Below are 24157 nucleotides of genomic sequence, written 5' to 3'. Positions count from 1 at the left end.
CAATTATTAACCATAAAACCAATTAGCATATGAAGAACAAATTACCAACATAGTCCTCCGGCTCCGGAGAGAAAAATCCCAATAAACATAAAAAAAACTTAGAAGTGTTGCGACCACTCCTAAGTTTTAAGTCAGCCCGATTGTAACGCCATTTTAATGGTGAAGGGGCCTCAATTGTCTCATTTTTTCATTAGAAACAAATCAAATATATGAAATTTCATTTACGAAAACCTATTCCCTGGTTTCAAATCATGAAGATTACATTAAACCAAATCTTAATAGCAATATTACTAACAGGTGTTGCTTACTCAAATTCGCTGAAGGCACAAGATATGCTTGATAAAAAGGTGAATTTGACAGTGCAGAACATTAGCCTGGTAGATGCGCTTAACGACCTGCAAAAAAACAACAGCGTTAAGTTTATATACAGCAAAAGCTCCATCAATATGCAAAAAAAGGTGTCGATAGCGGCTGTTAACGAACCCCTAAAAAACGTTTTAGATCAATTGCTAAAGCCTAACGGTATTGATTACGAGGTTTTAAAAAACCGGATCGTTTTAGGCAAATCACCTGAGGACACACATTCCGTATCGGTTAGCGGTGGCAGGGTGGTTTTAAAAGAGAAAGCCGGAAACACTAAAGTAGTAGCCGGTATACCGGTATCGGGTAAAATTGTTGATGCCAAGGGCGAACCCATCATCGGCGTAAGCGTTTTAGAAAAAGGCACCACCAATGGTACCACTACTGATATTGACGGCAAATTTACCTTAAACGTTAACGGCCCGAATTCCATACTGGTAATCTCTTTTATCGGGTTTAAAAAGATGGAGATACAGGTTGGCCACGGCTTTAAAAACATTTCGCTTGAAGAAGATGTGGCCACGCTAAGCGAAGTTGTTGTGGTAGGTTACGGCACACAAAAGAAAAGCGTAACCACCGGTGCCATATCGGGCGTAACCTCAAAACAATTTGAAGATCAGCCCGTGGTAGGCATAGCCCAGATATTGCAGGGCCGTACATCGGGTTTAACCATCGCCTCAAACTCGGGCCAACCCGGCGACGGCGCCACCGTGAGGGTACGTGGTATCACCTCATTTAACAGTAACGACCCGCTATGGGTGGTTGATGGCGTAGTAGTTGATAACGGCGGTATCGGCTATTTAAACCAATCGGATATCGAATCGATAGAAGTATTGAAAGATGCGGCATCGCAGGCTATTTACGGTACACGTGCTGCTGCCGGTGTTATTTTGGTAACCACTAAAAAAGGCAAAGCCGGTACTACCCATATTAACTTCTCTGGTTATTACGGTGTTTCGGGACCGGCCAGGAAGCTCGATCTTTTAAATGCTACCCAATATGCCACTATCCGTAACGAGGCAAGCGTAGCTGCTGGTAATGCTCCTATTTATGCCAACCCGGCTGCATTAGGTACCGGTACCGACTGGCAATCGCTTATTTTTAACAGCAGCGCAAAAAGGCAAAACGAGGAGCTGAGCCTAAGCGGCGGTACTGAAAAAAACACGTATTACACTTCGTTTGGATACCTGGATCAGCAGGGTATTGTTGCTACCGATATTTCGCGCTTTAAGCGGATCAATTTCAGGTTAAACGAAACGGTTACCCCGGCTAAATGGATAAGCGTTGCTACCAACGTGGGCTATACGTATAACAAAAACTTAAGTTTGGGTAATACCAACAGTGAGTTTGGCGGCCCGTTAAGTTCGGCTATCAACCTTGACCCAATTACTCCTGCTGTGGTAACTGATGTAACCGCTGCATCGGCACCGATATATGCAAACAACCCGGTAAGGCGTAATGCACAAGGGTATCCTTATGGCATATCGAGCATTGTTGGGCAAGAAATAACCAACCCGCTGGCTTATATCTCAACCAAATTAGGCAACTATACCTGGGCGCACAACGTGGTTGGCAATGCATCGCTTGAGATACAGCCTATTAAAGGCTTGCGATTAAAATCCACACTGGGTACCAAGATAGCCTTTTACGGTACAGAAGCTTTTTCGCCGCAGTACTATCTAAACTCATCATCCACCAATTCGCAAAACAATTACAACCGCCAGTCGACCAGGTTATTTAACTGGAACATTGAAAATACGGCATCGTACACCAAAACCATTAAAAAGCACAGTATTACGGCTTTACTTGGCCAGGGAGCATACTCTGACAACACTTCGTATTCAACCAATGTTACTTACTATAACCTGCCGGTTGATAATTTCAACGATGCTTCTCTTAACTTCAATATCCCGAGTGCAAGTATTATTTCAACAGGCGGCGAGGGGCAGGAGCATACCATCAGCTCGTTATTTGCACGTTTAAATTACGACTATGATGAGCGTTATATTATTGAAGGTGTTATTCGCCGCGATGGTTCATCAAGGTTTGGCGCTAACTTTAAATATGGTAACTTCCCATCGATCTCGTTAGGTTGGGTACCATCAAAAGAGAGTTTCTGGCCTAAAAACGATGTAGTTGACTTTGTAAAAGTGCGCGGCGGCTACGGTGTTGTAGGTAGCGATGCGATAAAGGATAACGCCTTTTTATCAACTATTGGCGGCGGCCGTAACTATGCATTTGGTACTTCGGGTAGCTATATTAGCGGTTATAGCCCCGATGCTCCATCAAATCCCAACTTAAAATGGGAGCAAACATCGCAAACCAATATCGGTATAGATGCGGTTGTTTTCCACGATTTTAATGTGACGTTAGAGTGGTATAAAAAGAAAACAACCGGCATTTTACAAACTCCGCCAATACCATTATACTTAGGTGCCATTACTAACCCGGCTGCCAACGTTGGCGACATGGAGAATACCGGCCAGGAGCTGGAGATTGCTTACCACAAACAGATCGGTAAATTTAACATCAATATAGCCGGTAATATATCGCACCTTAAAAATACGGTTACTTATTTAGGTAACGGGCAAGCTTACCTTGATGGTGCAGGCTTCCAGAACATACAGGGCGGTATTACCCGTACCACTGTTGGCCAGCCTTATGCATCGTTCTTCGGTTACCAAAATATGGGCATATTTCAAAGTCAGGCCGAGGTTGACGCTTATACCAAAAATGGTACACGCATACAGCCAACTGCCAAACCGGGCGACTTTAAATGGGCCGACCTTAACGGCGATGGTGTAATAAGCGATCAGGACCGTACTTACATCGGCAACCCTACCCCTACCTGGGCATACGGTTTAACCGTTAACGCCAGCTATAAAGGTTTCGACCTATTAGTATTTGGCCAGGGCCAGGCAGGTAACAAAATATTTCAGGGTTTACACCGCCTTGATATTGCCAATGCCAACTACACTACAGCGGTGTTAAGCAGGTGGACCGGACCAGGAACGTCAAACACCTACCCACGTGTTGTTGACGGGGACCCTAATCACGATTTTACCTACAACTCAAGTTTTTATTTAGAAGATGGTTCGTACTTCCGTATCAAGATGGTTCAGTTAGGCTATACCTTACCTAAACTGATCACATCAAAATTAAGCATGCAGCGTGCCCGTATTTATGTAACCGGCGAAAACCTGTTAACCTTTACCAAATACACAGGTTACGATCCGGAAATTGGTGGATCATCGTTTAGCATCGACCGCGTGATCTATCCGCAGGCACGTTCGCTAATGGTTGGTTTAAGTGTTGGATTTTAATTAAAAAACAATGAAAAAGTACATTAAATATATAACAGCTTGCGCGATGGGCACCGTACTATTTACGGCCTGCAAGAAAAGTTTTATTGAAATAACTCCAAAAGGAACAAACTTAGAAGCAAACTATTACCGTAATGCAACCGAAGCCTTTAACGGCCTGGTAGCTGTTTATGATGTGGTTGGCTGGCAGGGCGGTGGTTTTGTAACCAAAGAAAACGCGATGGATGCCGGCTCGGATGACCATGTTGCAGGTGGTGGCAGCGCGACTGACATCAGCGATCTGCAGGTGTTTTCGAACTATACCCTTACTCCTGCTGCAGGTCCGCAGGGAGAGTTATGGAAAGCCGGATTTTCGGGCATATTCAGGGCCAATGTATTGCTGGGTAAATTACCCGCAGTGCCAATGGATGATAACCTGAGAAAAAGGTTTGTAGCCGAGACCAAAGGTTTAAGGGCTTACTTTTACTTTGACCTGGTTCGGTTGTTTAAAAACGTGCCGCTAATAGTTTCGACTATTCCTGCCGACCAGATCTTTAATGTTACCCAGGCACCTCCAAGTGCAGTATACGCGCAAATTGAGCAAGATCTGAAAGACGCCATCGGCGAAAGCAATTTGCCTAATACCGTAAATGTTGCTACCGATGGCGGCCGCTTAACACAAGGTGCTTTACATGCCTTATTGGGTAAAGTTTACCTGTACGAGCAAAAATGGACACAGGCTGCAGCCGAACTGGCTATGGTTAACGGTACGCCAGGCCAGTTAAACGCTACGTACGGTTATAAACTGCAGCCAAACTTTGCCGACCTGTGGAAGGTAACCAATAAATTTAACAGCGAGTCGATATTAGAAGTAGCTCATACTTCATCATCATCAGGTAACTGGAACTGTATTGCCTGTACCGAGGGTAATGTGTTGAACATTATAACCGGTCCGCGTGGTTATACCGCAAAAACCGCCGGCGCGCCCGATTATGTTTCGGGATATAGCTTTTTGCCATTTACACTTGATTTTTATAATGCTATACATTTTGACCCGCGTAATAAACCAACCGTTGCCAACCTGGATAGTTTAAAGGCAAACAACATAGCCGATTATACACCCGGTTATATGAACACCGGTTTCTTTATCGAAAAATTTGTTGGCCGGGTATCAAACAAATCAACCGGTGCAGGTAACTACGAGCTGAACTTTCCGCAGGATATTTATGAGATCAGGTTAGCCGATACTTACCTGATGGAAGCCGAGGCGCTGATACGCGGTGGCGGTGACCTGGTACGGGCGGCAGCTTTAATGACCGCCGTGCACAGCCGGGCCTATAACGATAACGCTACCCACCCGCTGCCGGCAACCTTTGCAGCATTGAAACTGGAGCGCCGCTTAGAACTGGCAGGCGAAGGCCACCGCTGGTTTGACCTGGTACGCTGGGGCGATGCGCCGACTGTTTTAGGCTCGCGCGGGTTTGTAGCCGGTAAACATGAGATATTGCCCATCCCGCTTGGCGAGTTAAGCAACACCCTCATCAAACAGAGTAAAGAATGGGGCGGCACATTATAATTTTTAACTATTTAGAAGTAAAAAATCATGAAATTAAAATTTATAAGCACTTGCTCTTTAATATTAGGGCTATTAGCGACAGGACTATATGAGGGTTGCAAACCCGAAACTTTTGGGGATGGCAACGGCTTATCTGCAGCCGGTTTAACCGCATCTTTTACAGCCACGCCGGTTGCAGGTAAAAACAATTACTATGTTTTAAAAGCAAACGAAAACGGCGTTCTGGGTATTAAATGGGATCTGGGTGATGGTGGTGGATCAAGCATCAGCAAGGCCATTGATACTGTGTTTTACCCCGATGCCGGCACTTACAATGTGGTGCTTACCGTAATTGGCAAGGGTGGCGCTACCGCTACTGCAACACAGCCTATTACCATTGCAACATCCGACCCAAACTCGGGTAACCTGGTTTTGGGTGGTAAGTTTACCAGCGCTGCCGATGATGCCAAATGGACACACTTTATTGTGGGGCCCGGCAATAACATGGTAATTAATACCAGCAAAAGCGTAATGACATCAAACCAAACCGGGTACAATGCAGGTGCCATTGCACAGGCCATAACCCTTACCGCGGGAAAAAAATATGCTGTTGATATGATCGTATCGGGCAGTGGCATGACCGATAGCTGGTTTGAAATATGGATAGACACCAAAGCACCCGTTAACGGGCAGGATTACAATACCGGTAAAAATGTATTGTCGTTAAACACCTGGTCGGGTTGTGGTGGTACTGCCTTTAATGGCAAGTTATCCGCATTGAGCTGTACCGGTACCGGCAATCCTTTTATTCCGCCAACAACAGGCACCTATTACCTGGTTATTAAAAACGGCGGCAGTAATACCGGTGTTACCGGCGTATCGTTCACTAACGTAACATTAAGAGGCATTTAATAAACAATGAGTTTACTACCGGGGGTACACCAATACTCCCGGTAGTATTTTAAGGATTTGCACCTATGAAAAAGATGAATTTTTTAATGGTACCGCTGATGCTGGCAAGCATGGCCTGCTCAAAAAAATCAAGCGACAGCGGCCTGCCCGATTTTGTACCGATAACCCAGCCACCTAAAGTATATACTTTTGATACCGCTATTGCCTGGAGTGACGAGTTTAATACCGATGGTGCGCCTGATCCTTCAAAATGGCAGTATGATACCGGCGGCAGCGGATGGGGCAACCACGAACTGGAATATTACACCAATACCACCAACAATGCCATTGTAAAAAACGGGATATTAAACATCATCGCCCGTAAAGAAAGCATGGGTGGCATGAACTACACTTCGGCGCGCATGGCCTCGAAATTTAGCAGCGATATGCTTTATGGCCGTATCGAGATCAAAGCGCAATTACCTGCAGGTAAAGGCAACTGGCCCGCTATCTGGATGCTGCCTAACGATTATGCCTACGGCGGCTGGCCAAACTCGGGCGAGATCGATATTATGGAACAGGTTGGGTATGACCCGAACAACGTTCACTTTAGTATTCACGACCAGGTAAACAACGGCGGCAATTCAAAAACCAGTACGCTTAACATCCCAACCTCGAATACAGCTTTCCATTTATACCGTGTTGACTGGACGCCCGATGCTGTAAAGGGTTACTATGATGACCAGCTGGTTTTCACTTTCGCGAATGATAAAAAAGGGCAATTTGCAACCTGGCCGTTTGATAAACCATTTCACGTGATGTTAAACTTAGCTATTGGCGGCGATTGGGGCGGAATACAGGGTGTTGATGATACCCAGTTCCCCGAAACGATGCAGATAGATTACGTGCGCTTTTATAAAATGATCACGAGCAGTTAATACCCTTATTCAACCTAAACCTTGCTTTAAATTATAAAAACGGCAGTGTGGATCACCGCCCTAAGCTTGCTATTTCCGAAAAAAAAGAAACAACATTCATGAAAAAACATACGCTATATACCTACTTAATGGTGCTTTTGGGTTTATTAGTTATCGCGGCAAGCTGCACCAAAAAATCATCATCTGGTGGTGATGACGGTGGTAACACCAATCCGGTAACCCCGCCCGTTACTCCCGTTAAAACTGATGTAAGCATGTGGCTCACCCAGGCCGACCAGACACAGTTATTAAAAAAGCAAAACACTGCGCTGCTGTTTACCACCGGCACCAACTCAAACACTACCATTAACGTTGATACTACACAAACCTACCAAACTATTGATGGCTTTGGCTTTGCCTTAACAGGTGGCAGCGCTTATTTATTGAACAGCCTTGATGCCACCCACAAAACCGCCTTACTGAACGAATTATTTGCAACCGACAGTGCGCATATCGGTATCAGCTATTTGCGGATCACCATCGGCGCATCAGACATGAGCGCTGCTACGTTTAGTTATGATGACGTTCCCGGCGATGTTACTCTGACCAACTTTAGCCTGGATAAAGAAAAGAACGACCTGATCCCCATCCTGCAAAAGATCATCGCCATCAATCCGAATATTAAAATACTGGCCTGCCCCTGGAGCCCCCCCGCCTGGATGAAAACCAGTAACAGCTTTTATGGCGGCAGCTTACTATCGCAATACTACAGTACCTATGCCGATTACTTTGTAAAGTACATACAGGGCATGAAAGCCAACGGTATTACCATTGATGCCGTTACCCCGCAAAACGAACCGCTAAATGCTTATAATAACCCGGCCATGCTGATGGTTGCAGCAGATGAAGGCGCCTTTATTAAAAATAACCTGGGCCCTGCTTTTAAAGCGGCCAATATCAGCACCAAGATTATCTGCTATGATCATAACGCCGATCATCCGGAATATGCCACCAGCATTTTAAGCGACCCGGCTACAGCTGCCTATGTTGATGGATCAGCCTTTCACCTGTATGGCGGTAGTGTGAATGCTATAGGCCCGGTGCATACGGCCTATCCTAACAAAAACCTTTACTTTACCGAGCAGGCCACCTTTGCCGGCGGCAATTTTGGCGGCGACCTGTCGTGGCACATCAGCAACCTGATTGTTGGCGCTACACGTAACTGGTGCCGTAACGTGCTGGAATGGAACCTGGCATCAGACCCTAACAACGGACCGCATACAACGGGCGGCTGCTCAACCTGCCTGGGCGCAGTAACCATTGGCGGGGCCAACGTTACGCGTAATGTATCATACTATATCATTGCCCACGCTTCAAAATTTGTCAGGCCGGGAGCGGTACGTATCGCGTCGGACCAGCAGAACACCCTGTTAAATGTGGCCTTTAAAAATACTGACGGTTCGAAGGTATTGATCGTGCTGAATACAGCGAGTGCGCCGCAATTGTTTAACATTGGTTTTAACTCAAAAACAGTAAGCACATCGTTACCGGGCGGCGCGGTTGCTACTTATGTTTGGTAAGTAATTGTTAATGATGAGGAGAAGTAAAAAAGCATTTTTTATTTTATTGATAGCGCTTTTACCGGTTGCCGCCTGCCTTACCCAATGCCTGTATCAAAGCAAGGCAACTGATGTGCGGGGTGCCGCTTACGCAGGATCGGTGAGTTGTAAGCAGTGCCACAAGGATGTGTACTCATCGTATCTGCATACGGCGCACTTTGAAACATCGCGGCAAGCCGGCACACAAACTGTACACGGCAGTTTTGCACCGGGTGAAAACACGTTTGATTTTGGCACCGGCCAGAAAATGGTGATGCAAAAACGCGACAGCGGCCTGTACCAAACCGGCTATGTAAACGGGCAGCAGGTTGAAACCGAACGCTTTGATATGGTGATTGGCGGTGTAAAAGCCGAAACCTATTTATACTGGAAAGGCGACAAGCTGTTTGAGCTACCGATGTCGTATTTTAAAAACCTGCACGGTTGGACAAACAGCCCGGGGTACGCTAAAGGCATCATCAATTTTGACAGGCCAATTGTAACCCGCTGCCTGGAATGCCACAGCTCGTACATCAGCGAGGTGCCCCAGCAATCGGCCATCAGGCAACAGCCAGAGTTTGATAAAAACTCGCTGATATACGGTATTGACTGTGAGCGTTGCCATGGCCCGGCGGCTAAACATGTAGCGTTTCATCTCAATAATCCCAACGAAAAGGAAGCACATTTTATGGTGAGCTATAAATCGCTTACGCGTGATCAGAAACTGAATACCTGTGCTGTTTGCCATTCGGGGAACCGCGAAAAATTCGAGCTTTCGGCATTCAATTTTAAACCCGGCGATACGCTGGATAATTTTAAGGTGCGCGATTATTTTCCGCAAAAGCAAAACCTTGCCGGCCTGGATGTGCACGGTAACCAGAACGGTTTGCTGAGCGCAAGCAAATGTTTTTTAATGAGCAATATGGATTGCATGAGCTGCCATAACACGCATGTGAATGATCGCGGTAACGTAGCTATGTATTCGCAAAAGTGTATGAACTGCCATAACACGGCAAACCACAATACCTGCACGGTAAAACAAGTCGCGGCCAGGAAAGCAAACTGTATAGACTGCCATATGCCCGAAAAGGCATCGGCTATAGCCGTACAAACCGCAACAGAAAGAAATATTACACCGTACCTTGTGCGCACTCATCTCATAGCCGTGTATCCCGAAGAATCGAAAAAAATTATGGACTTTATAAAAAATACCAAATGAAAAAATACCTGGTACTATCACTGGCGCTCGGTTGCTTTTGCCTGGCGCAGGCGCAGCAAAAAAACCGCAGTAAAATAACCGTTTACGTTAGCGCAAAGGGAACCGATTACCGCCTCTCGAAAACCGAAACACTTAACCTGGCGCCGAAAGGCCAGCCTGTTGAAACCGAAGTGGCTGTATTTGTTGACCCGAACAAAACCTTTCAAACTATGATAGGCATTGGCGGGGCGTTGACCGATGCCGCTGCCGAAACTTTTTACAAGCTGCCTGCTGATAAACAACAGGAATTTTTAAAGGCTTATTACGATGCCGATAAAGGCATTGGCTATACCTGGGCCCGTACCAATATGCAAAGCTGCGATTTTTCGAGCGATATGTACAGTTACGTACAACCCGGCGATAAGGCTTTGAAAACATTTGACATTAGTCACGATAAAAAATACCGCATACCTTTTATAAAAACTGTTGATGCAGCTACCGGTGGTAAGCTTAAACTGTTTATCAGTCCCTGGAGCCCGCCTGCGTTTATGAAAACCAATAACGATGTGTTGCACGGCGGTAAGCTGCTGCCCGAGTATGACCAGAGCTGGGCCACGTTTTATACCAAATACATTAAAGCTTACCAAAAGGAAGGTATTAAAATATTTGGCTTAACCGTGCAGAACGAACCGATGGCTACTCAAAAGTGGGAAAGCTGCATCTTCACGGCAACAGAAGAGCGCGACTTTGTGAAAAACTTTTTAGGCCCGACTTTACAAAAAGCCGGCTTAGCCGACAAAAAACTAATGATATGGGACCATAACCGCGACCTGGTGTATGATCGCGCAAGCACCATACTGGAAGACCCTGAAGCTGCCAAATACGTTTGGGGTGTAGGCTACCATTGGTATGAAACCTGGACAGGTGCAGGTATGGCCTTTGACAATACCCGCCACGTTGCCGAAGCCTTTCCGGGTAAACATTTGGTATTTACCGAGGGTTGTGCCGAAAGTTTTAATATGGACAGGGTGAACGAATGGAGCCTGGGTGAAAAATACGGGTACTCGATGATCAATGATCTGAACATTGGCACTGTAGCGTGGACGGACTGGAACGTGCTGCTCGATGAAAAAGGCGGCCCCAACCACGTAGGCAATTACTGCTTTGCGCCGATCATTGCCGATACACGTAACGGCAGCCTGATCTATACCAGCGAATATTATTACATCGGGCATTTTTCGAAATACATCCGCCCGGGTGCAAAACGGATCATCAGTTCGGCCAGCAGGGATAAGCTGCTCACAACCGCTTACCTTAACCCCGATGGAAAAATTGCCGTAGTGGTAATGAATAACGGCGATGCAGCTATTCCGTATTCGTTACTGATCAAGGGCCGCGGCGCAGCGGTAACTGCCCTGCCACATTCTATAGCCACCTTAATTATTGATTGATAATAATCGCCTATATTTATACCCATGTCACTTAAACCTTTATCAGCATTAGCTATTTGCGTAATGCTGAGCTGCTCAACCTTTGCACAGCAAAAACCACAAACCGCCATTGATAAAAAGGTGGATGCCCTTTTAGCCAAAATGACTTTGGAGGAAAAGATTGGCCAATTGAACCAATATTCGGCCGATGGATTGACTACCGGCCCTCTGACCGAAAACACCAATAAATTTCAACAGATAAAAGAAGGCAAGGTTGGCGCCATGCTTAACGTGCGCGGTGCTAAAGATACCCGCATGGTTCAAGGTTATGCCATGCAATCGCGGTTAAAAATACCGCTGCTGTTTGGGTTGGATGTGATACATGGTTACCGCGTTACCTTCCCGGTACCGCTGGCCGAAGCAGCAAGCTGGGATATGCAAGCCATTGAATCGTCGGCACGGGTGTCAGCTACCGAGGCGGCTGCAGGAGGCATACACTGGACGTTTGCGCCGATGGTTGACATTGCCCGCGACCCGCGCTGGGGCCGGGTGATGGAAGGCGCGGGTGAAGACCCGTATCTGGGATCGGCGATCGCTGCGGCACGCGTTCATGGTTTTCAGGGTAAGGGTTTGGGCAATTTAGATGCCGTGATGGCCTGTGTAAAACACTTTGCGGCTTATGGCGCTGCCATTGGCGGCCGCGATTATAATACGGTAGATATCAGCGATCGCACCCTTTGGGAAACCTATTTGCCTCCGTTTAAAGCTGCAGCCGATGCAGATGCAGCCACGTTTATGAACTCGTTTAACGAGCTGAATGGTATACCGGCATCGGGTAACCATTACCTGCAAACTGATATCCTGAAAGGTAAATGGCACTACACAGGTTTTATTGTGAGCGATTGGGGCTCGATAAGCGAAATGGTGGCACATGGTTTTGCTAAAGACAGCAAGCAGGCAGGCGAATTGGCTATTAACGCCGGTAACGATATGGATATGGAAGGACATAGCTATATCAACAACCTGGCGCAGCTGGTTAAGGAAAAGAAAGTACCGATGAGCCGGGTTGATGATGCCGTTAGGCGGATACTCCGCAAAAAATTTGAGCTGGGCTTATTTGACGACCCGTACCGTTTTAGCAACGAGGATCGCGAAAGCAAAATATTGAACTCGGATGCTAACCGTGAAATTGCCCGCGATGTAGCGCGTAAAAGTATGGTGTTGTTGAAGAATGATAACCAGTTGTTGCCGCTCTCTAAGAATTTGAAAAACATTGCTGTGATAGGACCACTGGCTAAGGCTAATAAGGATATGATGGGTTTTTGGTCGGTGATGTGGGAGAACGATCATTTGGTATCGCTGTACGAAGGCTTGCAAAACAAAGTGGGCAAAAACACCAACCTGATCTATGCACAGGGATGCGATGTGACCGATACCTCAAAGCGCGGCTTTGCCGAAGCTATTGCGGCAGCTAAACAGGCTGAAGTGGTGATCATGGCTGTTGGCGAGCATTTTGACATGAGCGGCGAGGCCAAGAGCCGGGCCAATATACACATGCCCGGTGTGCAGGAAGACCTGGTGAAGGCCATTGTGGAAACCGGCAAACCTGTAGTGGTATTGACCATGAGCGGCAGACCGATGATATTTAATTACACTGCCGACCATGCCAGCACCATTTTGCAAACCTGGTGGCTGGGCAGCGAAGCGGGTAACGCTATTGCCGATGTGCTGTTTGGCGATTATAACCCTTCGGGCAAATTGCCGATGTCGTTCCCGCGCAGCGAGGGGCAGATACCTGTTTATTACAATTACAAAAGTACGGGCCGCCCATCACAAAACGATTTGGGAATCAATTACCGTTCGGGATATAATGATCTGCCGAACAGTCCGCGGTATGCGTTTGGTTATGGTTTAAGCTATACCACTTTTGCCATGAGCGACCTGAAGCTGAGCAAAAATAAATTCAGCAAAAACGAGCGTATAACGGTAACCTGCACTCTTAAAAACACCGGTAATTACGCCGGTGAAGAAGTGGTGCAATTGTACCTGCGCCAGTTAGTGGGCAGTGTAACCCGGCCCGTTAAAGAATTGAAAGACTTTAGCAAGGTTTACCTTAAACCGGGTGAAAGTAAAACCATCAGCTTTATTATCGATAAAGAGAAACTATCATTTTATAACCAGCAAATGCAGTGGGGCACCGAGCCGGGCGGGTTCAGGCTGATGATCGGTAATGCGAGCGACCATATTTTACTGCAGGACAAGTTTGAACTGGTTAACTGACCGGTTATTTGTTGATTGGTGATGGGGGCAAATGCCCCCATTTTTTTTATGTCATTGCGAGCGATAGCGGCAATGACATTTTTGTTAAAATCTCACCATAGTTCAGTAGATTTACGCTATAACCTATTGCTATGGAAACAGTTGCGCTGGGCAGTAAAGCCGGTAAATGGATCATGATATCGTCGATACTCGCCTCGTCGATGGCGTTTATTGATGGCACGGCCCTGAACGTGGTGCTGCCTGCACTGCAAAAAAGTTTAAATGCCAGCGGTACCGACCTGTTCTGGATCCTCAATGCTTACCTGCTTATGCTTGCCGCGTTGATCCTGATCGGCGGTTCGCTGGGCGACCAGCTTGGCCGGAAAAAGGTGTTTATGATTGGTATCGCTATTTTCATCTGCGGCTCGGCCCTGTGCGGTTTTGCGCCGGGCGTTACCTTTTTAATTGCGTTCCGGATGCTGCAAGGCGTTGGCGGCGCACTGATGATACCGGGCAGTTTATCGCTCATCTCGTCGTCCATCAATGCAAAAGAACGCGGCAAGGCGATAGGCACCTGGTCGGCATTTACAACGGTGGTAACCATGGGCGGGCCGGTTTTGGGCGGCGCTTTCGCCGACGCCGGCTTGTGGCGCTATATCTTCTTTATCAATATCCCGATAGGTTTAGCGGCCTTGTTCATCTTAGGTAAATGGGTTAACGAAAGTAAAGACGACGCGCCCGAGCATCGTTTGGATTATCCCGGCGCTGTTGCTATTGCCCTGGGTTTAGGGTTACTTACTTTTGGCTTTTTGCGGATACCTGCTGTGGGCTGGCATCACTGGCAGGCTTACGGTTCAATAGTTTTAGGATCGGTGCTACTGGTTGTTTTTATCGTGATAGAAAAGATGAGCAAATACCCGATGATGCCGCTTACGCTGTTCAGCAACCTCACATTTACCGGGGCAAACCTGCTTACCTTTTTTTTATATGCCGGTTTGGGTGCAGGTATGCTGTTTATGGGTTTGAACATGGTACAGATACAGGGCTACAGTCAGCTGCAATCGGGAGCAACATTTTTACCTTTTACGGTGATGATGATCTTTATAGCGCGCTTTGCCGGCGCGCTGGCCGATAAGCACGGGCCGCGTTTGTTTTTAATTTGCGGGCCGGCTATTACCGGCGTGGGATTACTTATCTTATCCTTTATCGGGCAAACCCATGGCGCTGCCGATTACTGGACGACCTTTTTCCCGGGCATACTGGTGTTTGGCTTTGGCATGTCGATAACTGTGGCACCACTAACTGCAGCGGTAATGGGCTCGGTAAGCGAGCATTTCAGCGGGACGGCCTCGGGGGTTAATAATGCCATGTCGCGGATATCGGGTGTTTTTGCCAACGCTATTTTTGGCGCTTTGGCGGTGTTGTTTTTTGCAGGCGCTTTGCAAAATCAAATAAAGGCCATGCCGCTTAACGCAGATGCAAAGCAAACGGTGATGGCGCAGGTGGTTAACCTGGGTAATGCGCATGTGCCGAGTAACATCCCCGCAAGGGAAAAGGCTGAAATTGAGAAAAGCTATCACCAAAGTTTTATTGCAGCTTATGCCAATATTATGCGTATTAGTGCCGGACTGGGGTTTTTAGGGGCGCTAATGGCAGTTGGGTTTATCAGGAATAGTGGAGTGAAGAAGGGATAATGTTGGTGAGGGGACTGGCATTGGGAGCAGAACATGTTGTTGGTGATAACACCAACAACGGCGGAGTGTGTTTTACCGCTTAATGAGACACACCCCTCCACCTCCCGAAGTATCGGGACAGGCTCTCTCAAGAGGGGAATCGCACAGGTCCCGCGCTTTTTTTGATCTTCCGAACACTTATTGAAATAAAAAGCTCCGCCCGGGACCATCCCGAACGGAGCACCATAAACCAATTTAGCCGTTAAACTAAAATCAGTGTCTTTGTTATTCCCACCGCGCTGTGGTTCGACAAGCTCACCATGACAACGGTTTAGGTTATATTATATTTATCTTCTCACCCTTTCAAATCCGAAATCGAACATCCGACATCCGAAATTATTTTGACACATCATCATTCTGGATACCTTTTTTGGCTTTCTTTAAATCGTCCTTCAGCTTACCGAAACGATAGTTCAAACTGGTATTAAACGAGCGGTAAAAGTTTTGGCGGGTGCTGAGCTGATCGAAATTGGGGCCGAATGATTCGTTGGTATAACTGCGAAATTTTGCAAACGGGTTGTTGGCCGCAAACGAGAACGACAGTTTGTTTTTAACAATATCCTTGTTGATACTGAGCGAGTAGTTGATATTTGATGTAGATGTACCCTGAATACTCAGGTTAGGCCCGTTAAAGTTAAAGTTGGCATTAATGCGCATCCCCGGGTTAAAGCGATACCCGGTTGACAGGTTGCCATTTTCAAAAAAGCCCTGGTTTTCGAGATCTACACCGTTTAAGTTGCCTGCCACATGCCCATGCGCCAAAAAGGTATTGGCGCTAACGTTCCATTTTGGTGTAAAATTGTAATTGATATTAAAGTTTAAACTGAACAACTGCCCCCTGCCTGTATTTTGCGGTTTTGAGGTGGTAACATGGCTAACCGGATCATAAACCACACCAGGCATGATGAGGTTATGGAAATCGCCATAACTTAGGTTGATGTTAACTGATGCTTTTTTGGGCGAGTTAAAACCTATAGAATAGGTTTCGGCCGTCATGGGGTTTAGGTCGGGATTGCCGCTGCTGTAAAAATTGGGGTTCGAACGATCAACAAAAGGATTCAACTGGTAAATACCGGGCCGTTGTATCCGCCGGCCAAAACCCGCATTTAAACTCATGTTATTTTTTAGTTTATGATTTACCGATAACGACGGAACAAAATTGAAATAGTTACGGTTTACGCCCGAACCGCTGAAAGTAGTTTCTTCTACACGCAAACCGGCTTTAAAATCCCAGCTTTTTACAGTGTACTGGTAGCTGTTGTACGCACCGGAAACAGTTTGCCTGTTATCAAACAGGTTTGAGCGCAGCGGGTCGGTAACAAACTCGCCGGTACCGCTTTGGGCCTGGTACTCAAAGTCGCTGCGGTTATCGCGCCAGATGGCTTTCAGGCCAATTTCCATGGTGAGCTTTTTACTGAACGGGTGGGTATAATCAACCTGCAGTGTTTGCTCTTCGGACAGCGCATTGTTGTTTTGGTGATAGTTTGGTTGCACATAGCTTACCGGGTTCAATACGTCAAGGCTGCTGTATTGCATATCGGTATAGTGATCATACCGGTAGCTCAGGGTAAGCAATTGCTGTTTGCTACGCTTAAAACCAAGCTGGTAATTAACTGAGGCATCGAAACCATTACCGTTGCCGGTGTTGGCGTTATTGAGCTCATACCCTTGCAACACGCCACTTGCACCATTAAGTACCGACAGCATATCGCTGGCACCCGATGAGCGGTAAACATTGGGATTGAGGTTTCCGGAAATGAGGTTCAGCGTGTCGATCTCATAACTGAGGTCGACACCTAAATAACCGCTGTGGCTGTTATTTTGGCGGTTGCCGTTTTGCTGCAGGTTACTGGCCTCAACGCCGGTAGTAACGCGGGTGAGGCTGTTGCCCGATGCAGGCGTATTATAAATATTACCGCCGGCCTGAATGCCCATGCCAAATTTGCCTTGTTTAAATGTGAAGTTAAGCCCAGCCCCCGGCCCGCCAACCGGGAAACGCTCGTTTACGTTTGCTGAGCCATTATAGCCGTTATCGATCTTTTTATGGGTAACGATGTTGATGATACCTACCAAACCTTCGGCATCGTACTTGGCAGGCGGGGTGGTGATCACTTCGATACGATCAATGGTTGAAGCGGGCATGGCGCGTAAAACATCCTTTGGGCTGCGGGCCAGCATACTTGATGGTTTGCCGTTGATGAGTATCTTATAATTGCCGTTGCCTTTGAGCAGGATGTTATCGTCGCCATCCAGCGAAAGCATAGGCACTTTGCGCATCATTTCGAGCACGTTAAAAACTTTGCTTTCGGGATCGGCCTGTAAGTCGTACACCAGGCGGTCGGCTTCCTGGGTTACCATGGGCTTATCGGCATTAATGCTTACGGCTTTTAACTGCTTGCTGTTGGCACTAAAGCTGATAGTGCCTATATCGGTAGTTTTGGTTTGATTGTCGGTTAATTCAACCGGCACCTGTTTGGTATTGTAGCCCACGCTCACCAAAAACAAGGTATACTTGCCGGGTGCCAGTTTTTCGAAACTGAACGAGCCGTTGCCCTTGCTGAGCGTTGATTTAACGGGCTGTTTGGCGGCGTTTTTGAGCGTGAGGGTTGTAAACTCGACAGGCTTATGCGATGCAGAATCGGTAACGGAACCTTTTAGGGTTAGCGCTATGGTTTGTGCGCGCGAGGGTATGAACCAGGTGAGCAGTATGATTGCGATTAAGGTAGATCTGAGTTTCATGATTATTGGGTTATGCTTTATTTGTGACAATATTACCCTGAAGCATAACCGGCATCAATAAAAAGGGATGAAAGTGTGGTTTGGAGGGATGAATGTTGAATCAAGAGTCAAGAATTAAGAATCAAGAGTTAAGAATTAAGAAAAGGGATTGCGGGGTAGGCTCCCCTCTTGAGAGAGCCTGTCCCGATACTTCGGGAGGTTGAGGGGGTGTGTATCTCAAAGCGGCGAAACACATCCCGCCACTTCACAGGCCGACACACCCCTTCGCGAGAAGGGAGTTACAACGAAGATTTTTTACCGCAATGCCTGTAAGGCGGGCAGATAGGATTGGCCCACGGGCAGTACATCGCCGTTTTGCATAGTTACCTGGTGGCGCTCTATCTTTTCTATCCGGGCCGTGGCGGCTATAAACGAGCGGTGGATACGGATGAACTGACCGTCGGGCAGCACATTGTCGCATTCGGTGATGGTCATGCGCGAGAGCACCCGTTTATCGTTCAGTACAAAGGTAACGTAGTTGCCCGTAGCTTCCAGGTAATACAGATCCGCGAAGGCGATGCGAACCTGCTCGTAACCGGTTTTAACAAACAGATGATCTTTACCTTTTGCGGCGTTGCGCAGGGTAAACAGCTCGTACGCCTTGTTGCAGGCTTTAATAAACCGGACCAGCGAAAAGGGTTTGAGCAGGTAATCAACGGCATCGAGCTCAAAGCTGGTTACGGCATGCTCGGAGTAAGCGGTTGTAAAAATAACCAGCGGCTTTTTGTTAAGGCTGTTGTAAAAATCCAGGCCCGAAATATCGGGCATTTTAATATCCAGAAAAATAAGATCAACAGGCTCGCGCTGCAGGTATTCCATCGCCTTAAAGGCATCGGTAAACCCGGCAACCAGCTCAACAAACGTTACCTTGCCGGCATGCGAGCTTACTACGGCTAAGGCAAGGGGTTCGTCATCAATGGCTATGGCTTTGAGCATATGTTTTATATTGGGGCCTGGGCGTTAACAGTATTGCCCTTTAGCTGCAGGGTGAGGTGCACAAAAAATTCGTTGGTTGTTTCGCGGATGATCAGATCGTGCTTTTTAGCGTAGAGCAAATTAAGCCGCTGCTTTAAGTTGTTTAAACCTATGCCGCTGTAACCCTTTTCGGGATCGTTATCCGGTTTGACATGGATGCTGTTATACACATCAAAATACAGGGTATTGCCTTGCACATGGAGTGTTATTTTGATGTGCGATGGCTCGCGCAGACTAATGCCGTGTTTGAAGGCATTTTCAACAAAGGGGATGAGCAGCATGGGCGTAATGTGCAAACTGCCTGTATAGTCGGGTATCTCGCTCTGGATAACAATATCGGGCGAGGTTTGGGTGCGCAGTTTTTGCAAGGCTATAAAATGGTGCAGATAATCTATCTCGCGCGTAAGCGAAATACTTTGCTGCATATTTTCGTGCAGCATAAAGCGCATCATATCGCCCAGCTGCTGTATGCCTTCGCCGGTACGCTCGGCATTTTCCTGCAAAGCTGTCCCGTAAAGGGTATTTAAAGCGTTAAACAAAAAGTGCGGGTTTATTTGTGCCTGCAACATATTATAACCGGCGCTGGTTTGGCCAAGCTCGGTTTTAAGGCGGTACAGCTCGGCATTTGAGGCCGACCGGTAACGGTAAACCTGCCAGCTTACGGGCGCGACAATAAGCAGCTGAAAGGGCGTGTTAAACAACAATATAATGATGCCGGAGTGACTTTCGATATTGGTTGCCAGGATGGAAACCGGGATGGCGCAGCAGGCTACCAGCAGCACAATGCGCACCATATACATTTTAAAATCCTGCCCGCGGCGTTTAATATCGGGAATGATCCAGTAGGCCGACGACCAGTAAATGCCGATGGCCAAAATGATACTGAAGCCCACTACGACAATGACACCGGCATGGGTGTTTGTGCTGATGAGCAGGAGGATAAGCACCATGCAGCCGATGAGACCGATGATGGCCTCGCGGGTAACCTGGTAAAACTGCGGCTCGATTTTTTGCAGGTGGCTGAGCAGGTAAACCGAGGCGTGTTTGATGAGGATATAGAAGCTAAGGATCATGAACACCCAAACCGATTGTACCAGTGCATGTGCAAAGATGGACCTGCTGAAATAAAAGTGCGATGGGTGAAATTTAATGAACCTTGGTTCGAGATAGGTATCGGTAACGGCGTAGGCAGCACACACTAAAGCGAACAACAGCGCAGCGTATATTACATTGAGCGGTACATTTTTTTGTTTAACGATACCCGGTGATATTTGAAAATTGAACGCCAGAAAGGTGATGTACAAAATGGTGTACCGGCCAGCGCGCGGCACAAATGCAGCAATGCCGCTAATGTTGCTGTAATGGTTATCATATTGCGCCTTATAGCTGCCGCCGTAGTTTGCCTGTGTTATCAGGACAAATACTGAAAACACATATAAACTGGTTGAGGCCCAAAACTCGATGGTATTAAGGTCTAACGGATTTTTCTTCAGTTCCTTCATTAATACACAATATTACCTGATAGGATGAAGGTACTGAAATTAATGTGACGAAACCTGTATCGCGAGGGATGAATTTAGGTAGCTGTAACTTTAATTGAGCTTACCCGGGTTTAGAAGCCTGCCAGATACGTTTGCAACTATGATCCCGCGAAAGCGAAATATTATGGTGCGGTATGCTGCTGCTTTAACTCGGTTTTCAACTCCTGTATCTGCTGCTGTGCCTGGCGGTTTTCGAGGTAAAAGTAAATGGCGCAGCCTAAAAATATCTTACCTAAAACAAACACCGCTACAAAGATCCATTTCCAGTTTTTGTGGATACGCATGTGCGTATTTTGGGATTCGATATCGATATATTGATCGTCGTTTTGAGGTTTGTATCGTTGGTGTTGCCTGTGATCTTTTACCTGCAGGGTTTCAACTTCGGGCGTATGGGTGAGTTCGTTGATACTGCCTTCGATCTTTTCCCACATGCCGGGCGGTGGAGCAACAGCCATCTGCTGCGCAATGCGCTCCATATCAGTTTCGAGTTCGTACAGGGCCTGTTGTATTTCGGGGTATTGTTTTTTTAAGCGCAGCAATTCGCGGGTCTCATCTTCTGAAGCTGAACCCAATACATACGATTCGAGTATCCCGCTATCTATGTATTCTTTAATTTTCATGCGATTGCCTGATGATATAAAATGCCTCTTTTAATGTTTTAGTGATGTATGCAAGGGGTTTATCCAATTGGTGCGCCAGCTGTGCTATAGTATAGCGATGGTAGTAAATGCTGCAAAATACCTGTCTTTGTTCGCCCGTCATCCGGTTAAGATATTGATTATCCGTTCCGTTTATAATGTCATCGGGCGCGGTATCATATTCGCAAGCTTTTACCGTATCGGTAAAAATAGCGAGCTCGTGCTTTGCAAAATTACGTAATTGCTGCCAGGCGCTACCCTCATCCCACTCCAGGTGGTTAAACCGGGCCGAAATATTACTGAATATTTTAACCAGGTAGCTTTCGGCCACTTCTTTATCTTTTACTATAGCTACTATGTATCCCAATAACATAGCGCCATAACTTTCGTACAGGGTGCGTACATCTACGGGTTTATTTTTTATTACCTCCTGGTTCAACATATCATCACGCTCGCTTTTAATTTGTTAATCAAAAGTTTTTTATAGGCAGGTTTACTAATGGTTAATTAGTGTTACTAAAATATAAAAATTGCGAAGGTTTAGTGAAAAATTGTAAAAAAGAAATTTGGCAGGGTAAACGTGCGATCATTGGCTGTTTAGTTAATTACATATTGTAACATATTTTTTACTTTAACATACAGCCAAAACATTCTATTTACCTTGTTACCAGTTAATTAAATTAGGATGCTTGACAAACCTTAGTTTATATTTGTACGTATAGTTTAACCAGGCTCATCTATAAACTTAAAAAAATGAAAAAGACCTATCTTTTTACCGCAGCTGCAGTGGTGGGAGTACTGCTGTTTGCAGGCATCAGCCGTAAGGCCGGGGCTCCGTATGGCTTTACCAACGGCACGCCCGAAATAAAATCGATGACGGCTTTAACTTTTGGCCCTACCGGGGTGTTGTTTATAGGCGACTCGCAGAATGCCGAAGTGTTTGCCGTTGAAACCAAAGACACTAAAAAGGCTAACGGTACCATAAGTTATGATGTAAAAGGCATAGACCATAAAATTGCCGAAGCATTGGGCACCACTAAAGAGAACATTACCATTACCGATATGGCGGTTAACCCCGTATCCAAAAAATTATATATTTCGGTAAAAAGTGCAGATGGTACACCGGTACTGCTTACCCTCAATCCGGCTAACGAAATTAAAGCAGTATCACTTAAGGATGTGAACTATTCGGCTGTTGAGCTGAACGACGTACCTGCTGCTGATGCCAAAGACGGTCGCGGCAGGCCGTTGCGTATTTCGTCCATATCAGACATTGGTTTTGCCGATGGTAAATTAATGGTAAGCGGCTTGTGCAATAAAGAGTTCAGCTCGTCATTCCGCAGCATCAGCTTTCCGTTTACCGGGAAACAGGATGATGAATCGACCCTTGAGATGTACCATACCTCGCACGGCAGGTACGAAACCACCTCACCTATCCGCACCTTTACAACCGCTGCTATTGATGGTAAAAACTACCTGGTGGCCAGCTATACCTGTACGCCGCTGGTGCTTTTCGCGATGGATGAACTGAAACCAGGTGTACATGTAAAGGGCCGTACCATTGCCGAAATGGGTAATCAAAACACACCAAGCGATATGATATGGCTGAAAGAGAACAACCAAAACTACCTGGTAATGGCTAACAGCAGCCGCCCGGCGGTTAAGGTAAGCTATGATGATATCAGGCAGTTCCAGGGATCACTTACCCAGCAAATGCCCGCTGCAGGCGGCGCCAGCTTTACCAAACTGCCTTACGACAAAGTATTGCAGCTGGATAAGCTTGACGATAGCCGCGCTGTAGTGATCCAAAAAAGCGCCACCGGCGAGGTTGATCTGTGGACATCAGATGGCAAGAACTTATAAACAATTTGTAATAGTGAGTGCCGGGTTATACAGTAAGTGTAGCCTGGCATTTTTTTTACTGATGATGCTTGTTGCCTGTAAGCATCCTGCCGGAAAGATAGCGCTGGTATGGACAAACAACCGGGCAACAGCCATACAAATACCCGGATACCTGATCAGGGATGTTTCGGCACTGCGGGTAAAACATTCGGTTAAAATTACTCTTACGGGGAATAACAAGGCCATTTTAGGCGATTTTACGCAGGACGGCGATATCGTGGTATTTACGCCGCTCATCCCCCTGTCGCCCGGCTTAAGCTATGATATTTTACAGGATGGTAAGCTATTGGGCAATGTGCAGATCCCGATAGATCAAAGCGCTCCGCCCCAGTTAACAGCCATTTACCCTGAAACGGATACCCTGCCCGAAAATACGCTGAAACTGTACCTCCGCTTTTCAAAACCTATGCGCACCGGCCTATCGCTCAATTACGTTTGCCTGCTGGATAAAAACAGGGATACCATGCACAATGTATTTTTAAACCTGCAGCCCGAACTATGGGATACCAGCGGAACGGTGCTCACCCTTTGGCTCGACCCGGGCCGCATCAAACGCGGACTGGTACTGAACCGCGAACTGGGCAACCCCTTAAAGAAATCCGAAGGGTACCGGTTGATCATATCGCAGCAATGGAATGATACCCGGGGCATTAATCTTGCCAAAACCTATACCAAACAGTTTGTTGCCGGTAACCGCGACGAGCAACTGCCCGACATTAACGCCTGGCAGGTATCGGCACCCAAAGCCGGAACTGCAGAGCCGCTCATCATTAACACCGGCGAAAGCCTTGATCATTACCTTTTGCAGGAATGCATTGGTGTTTTAGACGAAAACGGCAAAATGCTGTATGGCACCATCGCGCTAAGCGATCACGATCAAACCTGGAAGTTTACGCCTTTGGCCAACTGGGAACCAAAGCATTACAAGTTAAGAGTACAAGCCAGGTTAGAGGACCTTGCCGGAAATAACCTGAACCGGGTGTTCGACAGGGATATCACCAAAGACAGGCAAACCAACAGGGAGTATTTTGAACGGGAGGTTACCCCCCTGCCCCCTAAAGGGGGAGTAAAATAGCAATA

Annotated in this window: 16 protein-coding genes; 11 read left to right on the top strand and 5 right to left on the bottom strand. The window is 46.7% G+C overall.

The annotated features are described in order from the left end of the window. Positions 1–251: 251 nt before the first annotated feature. The 9 genes from ACFGVR_RS08795 (at position 252) to ACFGVR_RS08755 (ending at position 15204) form a co-directional block, all read left to right on the top strand. Positions 252–3683 carry a TonB-dependent receptor gene (locus ACFGVR_RS08795; protein WP_448702437.1) on the top strand — a complete coding sequence of 1144 codons (3432 nt, stop codon included), beginning with the start codon at positions 252–254 and terminating at the stop codon, positions 3681–3683. Between the two features lie 10 nt (positions 3684–3693). Then, positions 3694–5238: a RagB/SusD family nutrient uptake outer membrane protein gene (locus ACFGVR_RS08790; protein ID WP_448702436.1), complete on the top strand. Its 1545-nt coding sequence runs from the start codon at positions 3694–3696 to the stop codon at positions 5236–5238. A gap of 27 nt (positions 5239–5265) precedes the next feature. Beyond that, the gene (locus tag ACFGVR_RS08785) at positions 5266–6129 is read left to right on the top strand and encodes a PKD domain-containing protein (protein ID WP_448702435.1); all 864 of its coding nucleotides are present in this window, start codon (positions 5266–5268) and stop codon (positions 6127–6129) included. A gap of 65 nt (positions 6130–6194) precedes the next feature. Continuing rightward, positions 6195–7046: a glycoside hydrolase family 16 protein gene (locus tag ACFGVR_RS08780; RefSeq protein ID WP_448702434.1), complete on the top strand. Its 852-nt coding sequence runs from the start codon at positions 6195–6197 to the stop codon at positions 7044–7046. A gap of 98 nt (positions 7047–7144) precedes the next feature. Continuing rightward, entirely contained in the window at positions 7145–8605 is a 1461-nt protein-coding gene (locus ACFGVR_RS08775; protein WP_448702433.1) for a glycoside hydrolase family 30 protein, read from the top strand. Positions 8606–8615: 10 nt separating this feature from the next. Next, a complete protein-coding gene (locus ACFGVR_RS08770; RefSeq protein WP_448702432.1) occupies positions 8616–9842 on the top strand; it encodes a cytochrome c3 family protein in 1227 nt (408 codons plus the stop codon). Next, positions 9839–11272: a glycoside hydrolase family 30 protein gene (locus ACFGVR_RS08765; protein ID WP_448702431.1), complete on the top strand. Its 1434-nt coding sequence runs from the start codon at positions 9839–9841 to the stop codon at positions 11270–11272. Before ACFGVR_RS08770 ends, ACFGVR_RS08765 begins: the two co-directional genes overlap by 4 nt. A gap of 24 nt (positions 11273–11296) precedes the next feature. Further along, entirely contained in the window at positions 11297–13531 is a 2235-nt protein-coding gene (gene bglX / locus ACFGVR_RS08760; RefSeq protein ID WP_448702430.1) for a beta-glucosidase BglX, read from the top strand. Positions 13532–13662: 131 nt separating this feature from the next. Continuing rightward, the gene (locus ACFGVR_RS08755) at positions 13663–15204 is read left to right on the top strand and encodes an MFS transporter (protein ID WP_448702429.1); all 1542 of its coding nucleotides are present in this window, start codon (positions 13663–13665) and stop codon (positions 15202–15204) included. A gap of 375 nt (positions 15205–15579) precedes the next feature. Here the strand turns inward: ACFGVR_RS08755 and ACFGVR_RS08750 are convergent, their stop codons facing one another. The 5 genes from ACFGVR_RS08750 to ACFGVR_RS08730 all read right to left on the bottom strand — a co-directional run bounded on the left by ACFGVR_RS08750 (position 15580) and on the right by ACFGVR_RS08730 (position 21617). Continuing rightward, positions 15580–17982 carry a TonB-dependent receptor domain-containing protein gene (locus tag ACFGVR_RS08750; protein ID WP_448702428.1) on the bottom strand — a complete coding sequence of 801 codons (2403 nt, stop codon included), beginning with the start codon at positions 17980–17982 and terminating at the stop codon, positions 15580–15582. A gap of 294 nt (positions 17983–18276) precedes the next feature. Continuing rightward, on the bottom strand, positions 18277–18957 hold the full coding sequence (locus ACFGVR_RS08745; protein WP_448702427.1) for a LytR/AlgR family response regulator transcription factor: 681 nt from the start codon (positions 18955–18957) through the stop codon (positions 18277–18279). A 5-nt stretch (positions 18958–18962) separates the two neighbouring features. Beyond that, on the bottom strand, positions 18963–20498 hold the full coding sequence (locus tag ACFGVR_RS08740) for a sensor histidine kinase (protein WP_448702426.1): 1536 nt from the start codon (positions 20496–20498) through the stop codon (positions 18963–18965). A 161-nt stretch (positions 20499–20659) separates the two neighbouring features. Further along, positions 20660–21157, bottom strand: coding sequence for a hypothetical protein (locus ACFGVR_RS08735; RefSeq protein ID WP_448702425.1), 498 nt, complete (start codon positions 21155–21157; stop codon positions 20660–20662). Next, complete coding sequence (locus ACFGVR_RS08730; protein ID WP_448702424.1) at positions 21147–21617, bottom strand: RNA polymerase sigma factor; 471 nt, start codon at positions 21615–21617, stop codon at positions 21147–21149. The genes ACFGVR_RS08735 and ACFGVR_RS08730 overlap by 11 nt, the downstream gene beginning before the upstream one ends. A gap of 311 nt (positions 21618–21928) precedes the next feature. Here ACFGVR_RS08730 and ACFGVR_RS08725 point away from each other — a divergent pair, with 311 nt between their 5' ends. Both ACFGVR_RS08725 and ACFGVR_RS08720 read left to right on the top strand, forming a co-directional pair. Beyond that, positions 21929–23038, top strand: a complete 1110-nt coding sequence (locus tag ACFGVR_RS08725) for a hypothetical protein (protein WP_448702423.1) — start codon at positions 21929–21931, stop codon at positions 23036–23038. Further along, positions 23022–24152, top strand: a complete 1131-nt coding sequence (locus tag ACFGVR_RS08720; RefSeq protein ID WP_448702422.1) for a hypothetical protein — start codon at positions 23022–23024, stop codon at positions 24150–24152. The genes ACFGVR_RS08725 and ACFGVR_RS08720 overlap by 17 nt, the downstream gene beginning before the upstream one ends. The last annotated feature ends 5 nt before the right edge of the window (positions 24153–24157 follow it).

Source organism: Mucilaginibacter aureus (assembly GCF_053514885.1).
Note: the sequence above shows the minus strand (reverse complement) of the source record. Positions and strands in the feature narration are given on the sequence as shown.

What these genes read in the sequence shown, in the direction of transcription:
- ACFGVR_RS08795 (WP_448702437.1), top strand. Translation starts at nt 252, where the DNA reads ATGAAGATTACATTAAACCAAATCTTAATAGCAATATTACTAACAGGT.
- ACFGVR_RS08790 (WP_448702436.1), top strand. Translation starts at nt 3,694, where the DNA reads ATGAAAAAGTACATTAAATATATAACAGCTTGCGCGATGGGCACCGTA.
- ACFGVR_RS08785 (WP_448702435.1), top strand. Translation starts at nt 5,266, where the DNA reads ATGAAATTAAAATTTATAAGCACTTGCTCTTTAATATTAGGGCTATTA.
- ACFGVR_RS08780 (WP_448702434.1), top strand. Translation starts at nt 6,195, where the DNA reads ATGAAAAAGATGAATTTTTTAATGGTACCGCTGATGCTGGCAAGCATG.
- ACFGVR_RS08775 (WP_448702433.1), top strand. Translation starts at nt 7,145, where the DNA reads ATGAAAAAACATACGCTATATACCTACTTAATGGTGCTTTTGGGTTTA.
- ACFGVR_RS08770 (WP_448702432.1), top strand. Translation starts at nt 8,616, where the DNA reads ATGATGAGGAGAAGTAAAAAAGCATTTTTTATTTTATTGATAGCGCTT.
- ACFGVR_RS08765 (WP_448702431.1), top strand. Translation starts at nt 9,839, where the DNA reads ATGAAAAAATACCTGGTACTATCACTGGCGCTCGGTTGCTTTTGCCTG.
- bglX (WP_448702430.1), top strand. Translation starts at nt 11,297, where the DNA reads ATGTCACTTAAACCTTTATCAGCATTAGCTATTTGCGTAATGCTGAGC.
- ACFGVR_RS08755 (WP_448702429.1), top strand. Translation starts at nt 13,663, where the DNA reads ATGGAAACAGTTGCGCTGGGCAGTAAAGCCGGTAAATGGATCATGATA.
- ACFGVR_RS08750 (WP_448702428.1), bottom strand. Translation starts at nt 17,982, where the DNA reads ATGAAACTCAGATCTACCTTAATCGCAATCATACTGCTCACCTGGTTC.
- ACFGVR_RS08745 (WP_448702427.1), bottom strand. Translation starts at nt 18,957, where the DNA reads ATGCTCAAAGCCATAGCCATTGATGACGAACCCCTTGCCTTAGCCGTA.
- ACFGVR_RS08740 (WP_448702426.1), bottom strand. Translation starts at nt 20,498, where the DNA reads ATGAAGGAACTGAAGAAAAATCCGTTAGACCTTAATACCATCGAGTTT.
- ACFGVR_RS08735 (WP_448702425.1), bottom strand. Translation starts at nt 21,157, where the DNA reads ATGAAAATTAAAGAATACATAGATAGCGGGATACTCGAATCGTATGTA.
- ACFGVR_RS08730 (WP_448702424.1), bottom strand. Translation starts at nt 21,617, where the DNA reads ATGTTGAACCAGGAGGTAATAAAAAATAAACCCGTAGATGTACGCACC.
- ACFGVR_RS08725 (WP_448702423.1), top strand. Translation starts at nt 21,929, where the DNA reads ATGAAAAAGACCTATCTTTTTACCGCAGCTGCAGTGGTGGGAGTACTG.
- ACFGVR_RS08720 (WP_448702422.1), top strand. Translation starts at nt 23,022, where the DNA reads ATGGCAAGAACTTATAAACAATTTGTAATAGTGAGTGCCGGGTTATAC.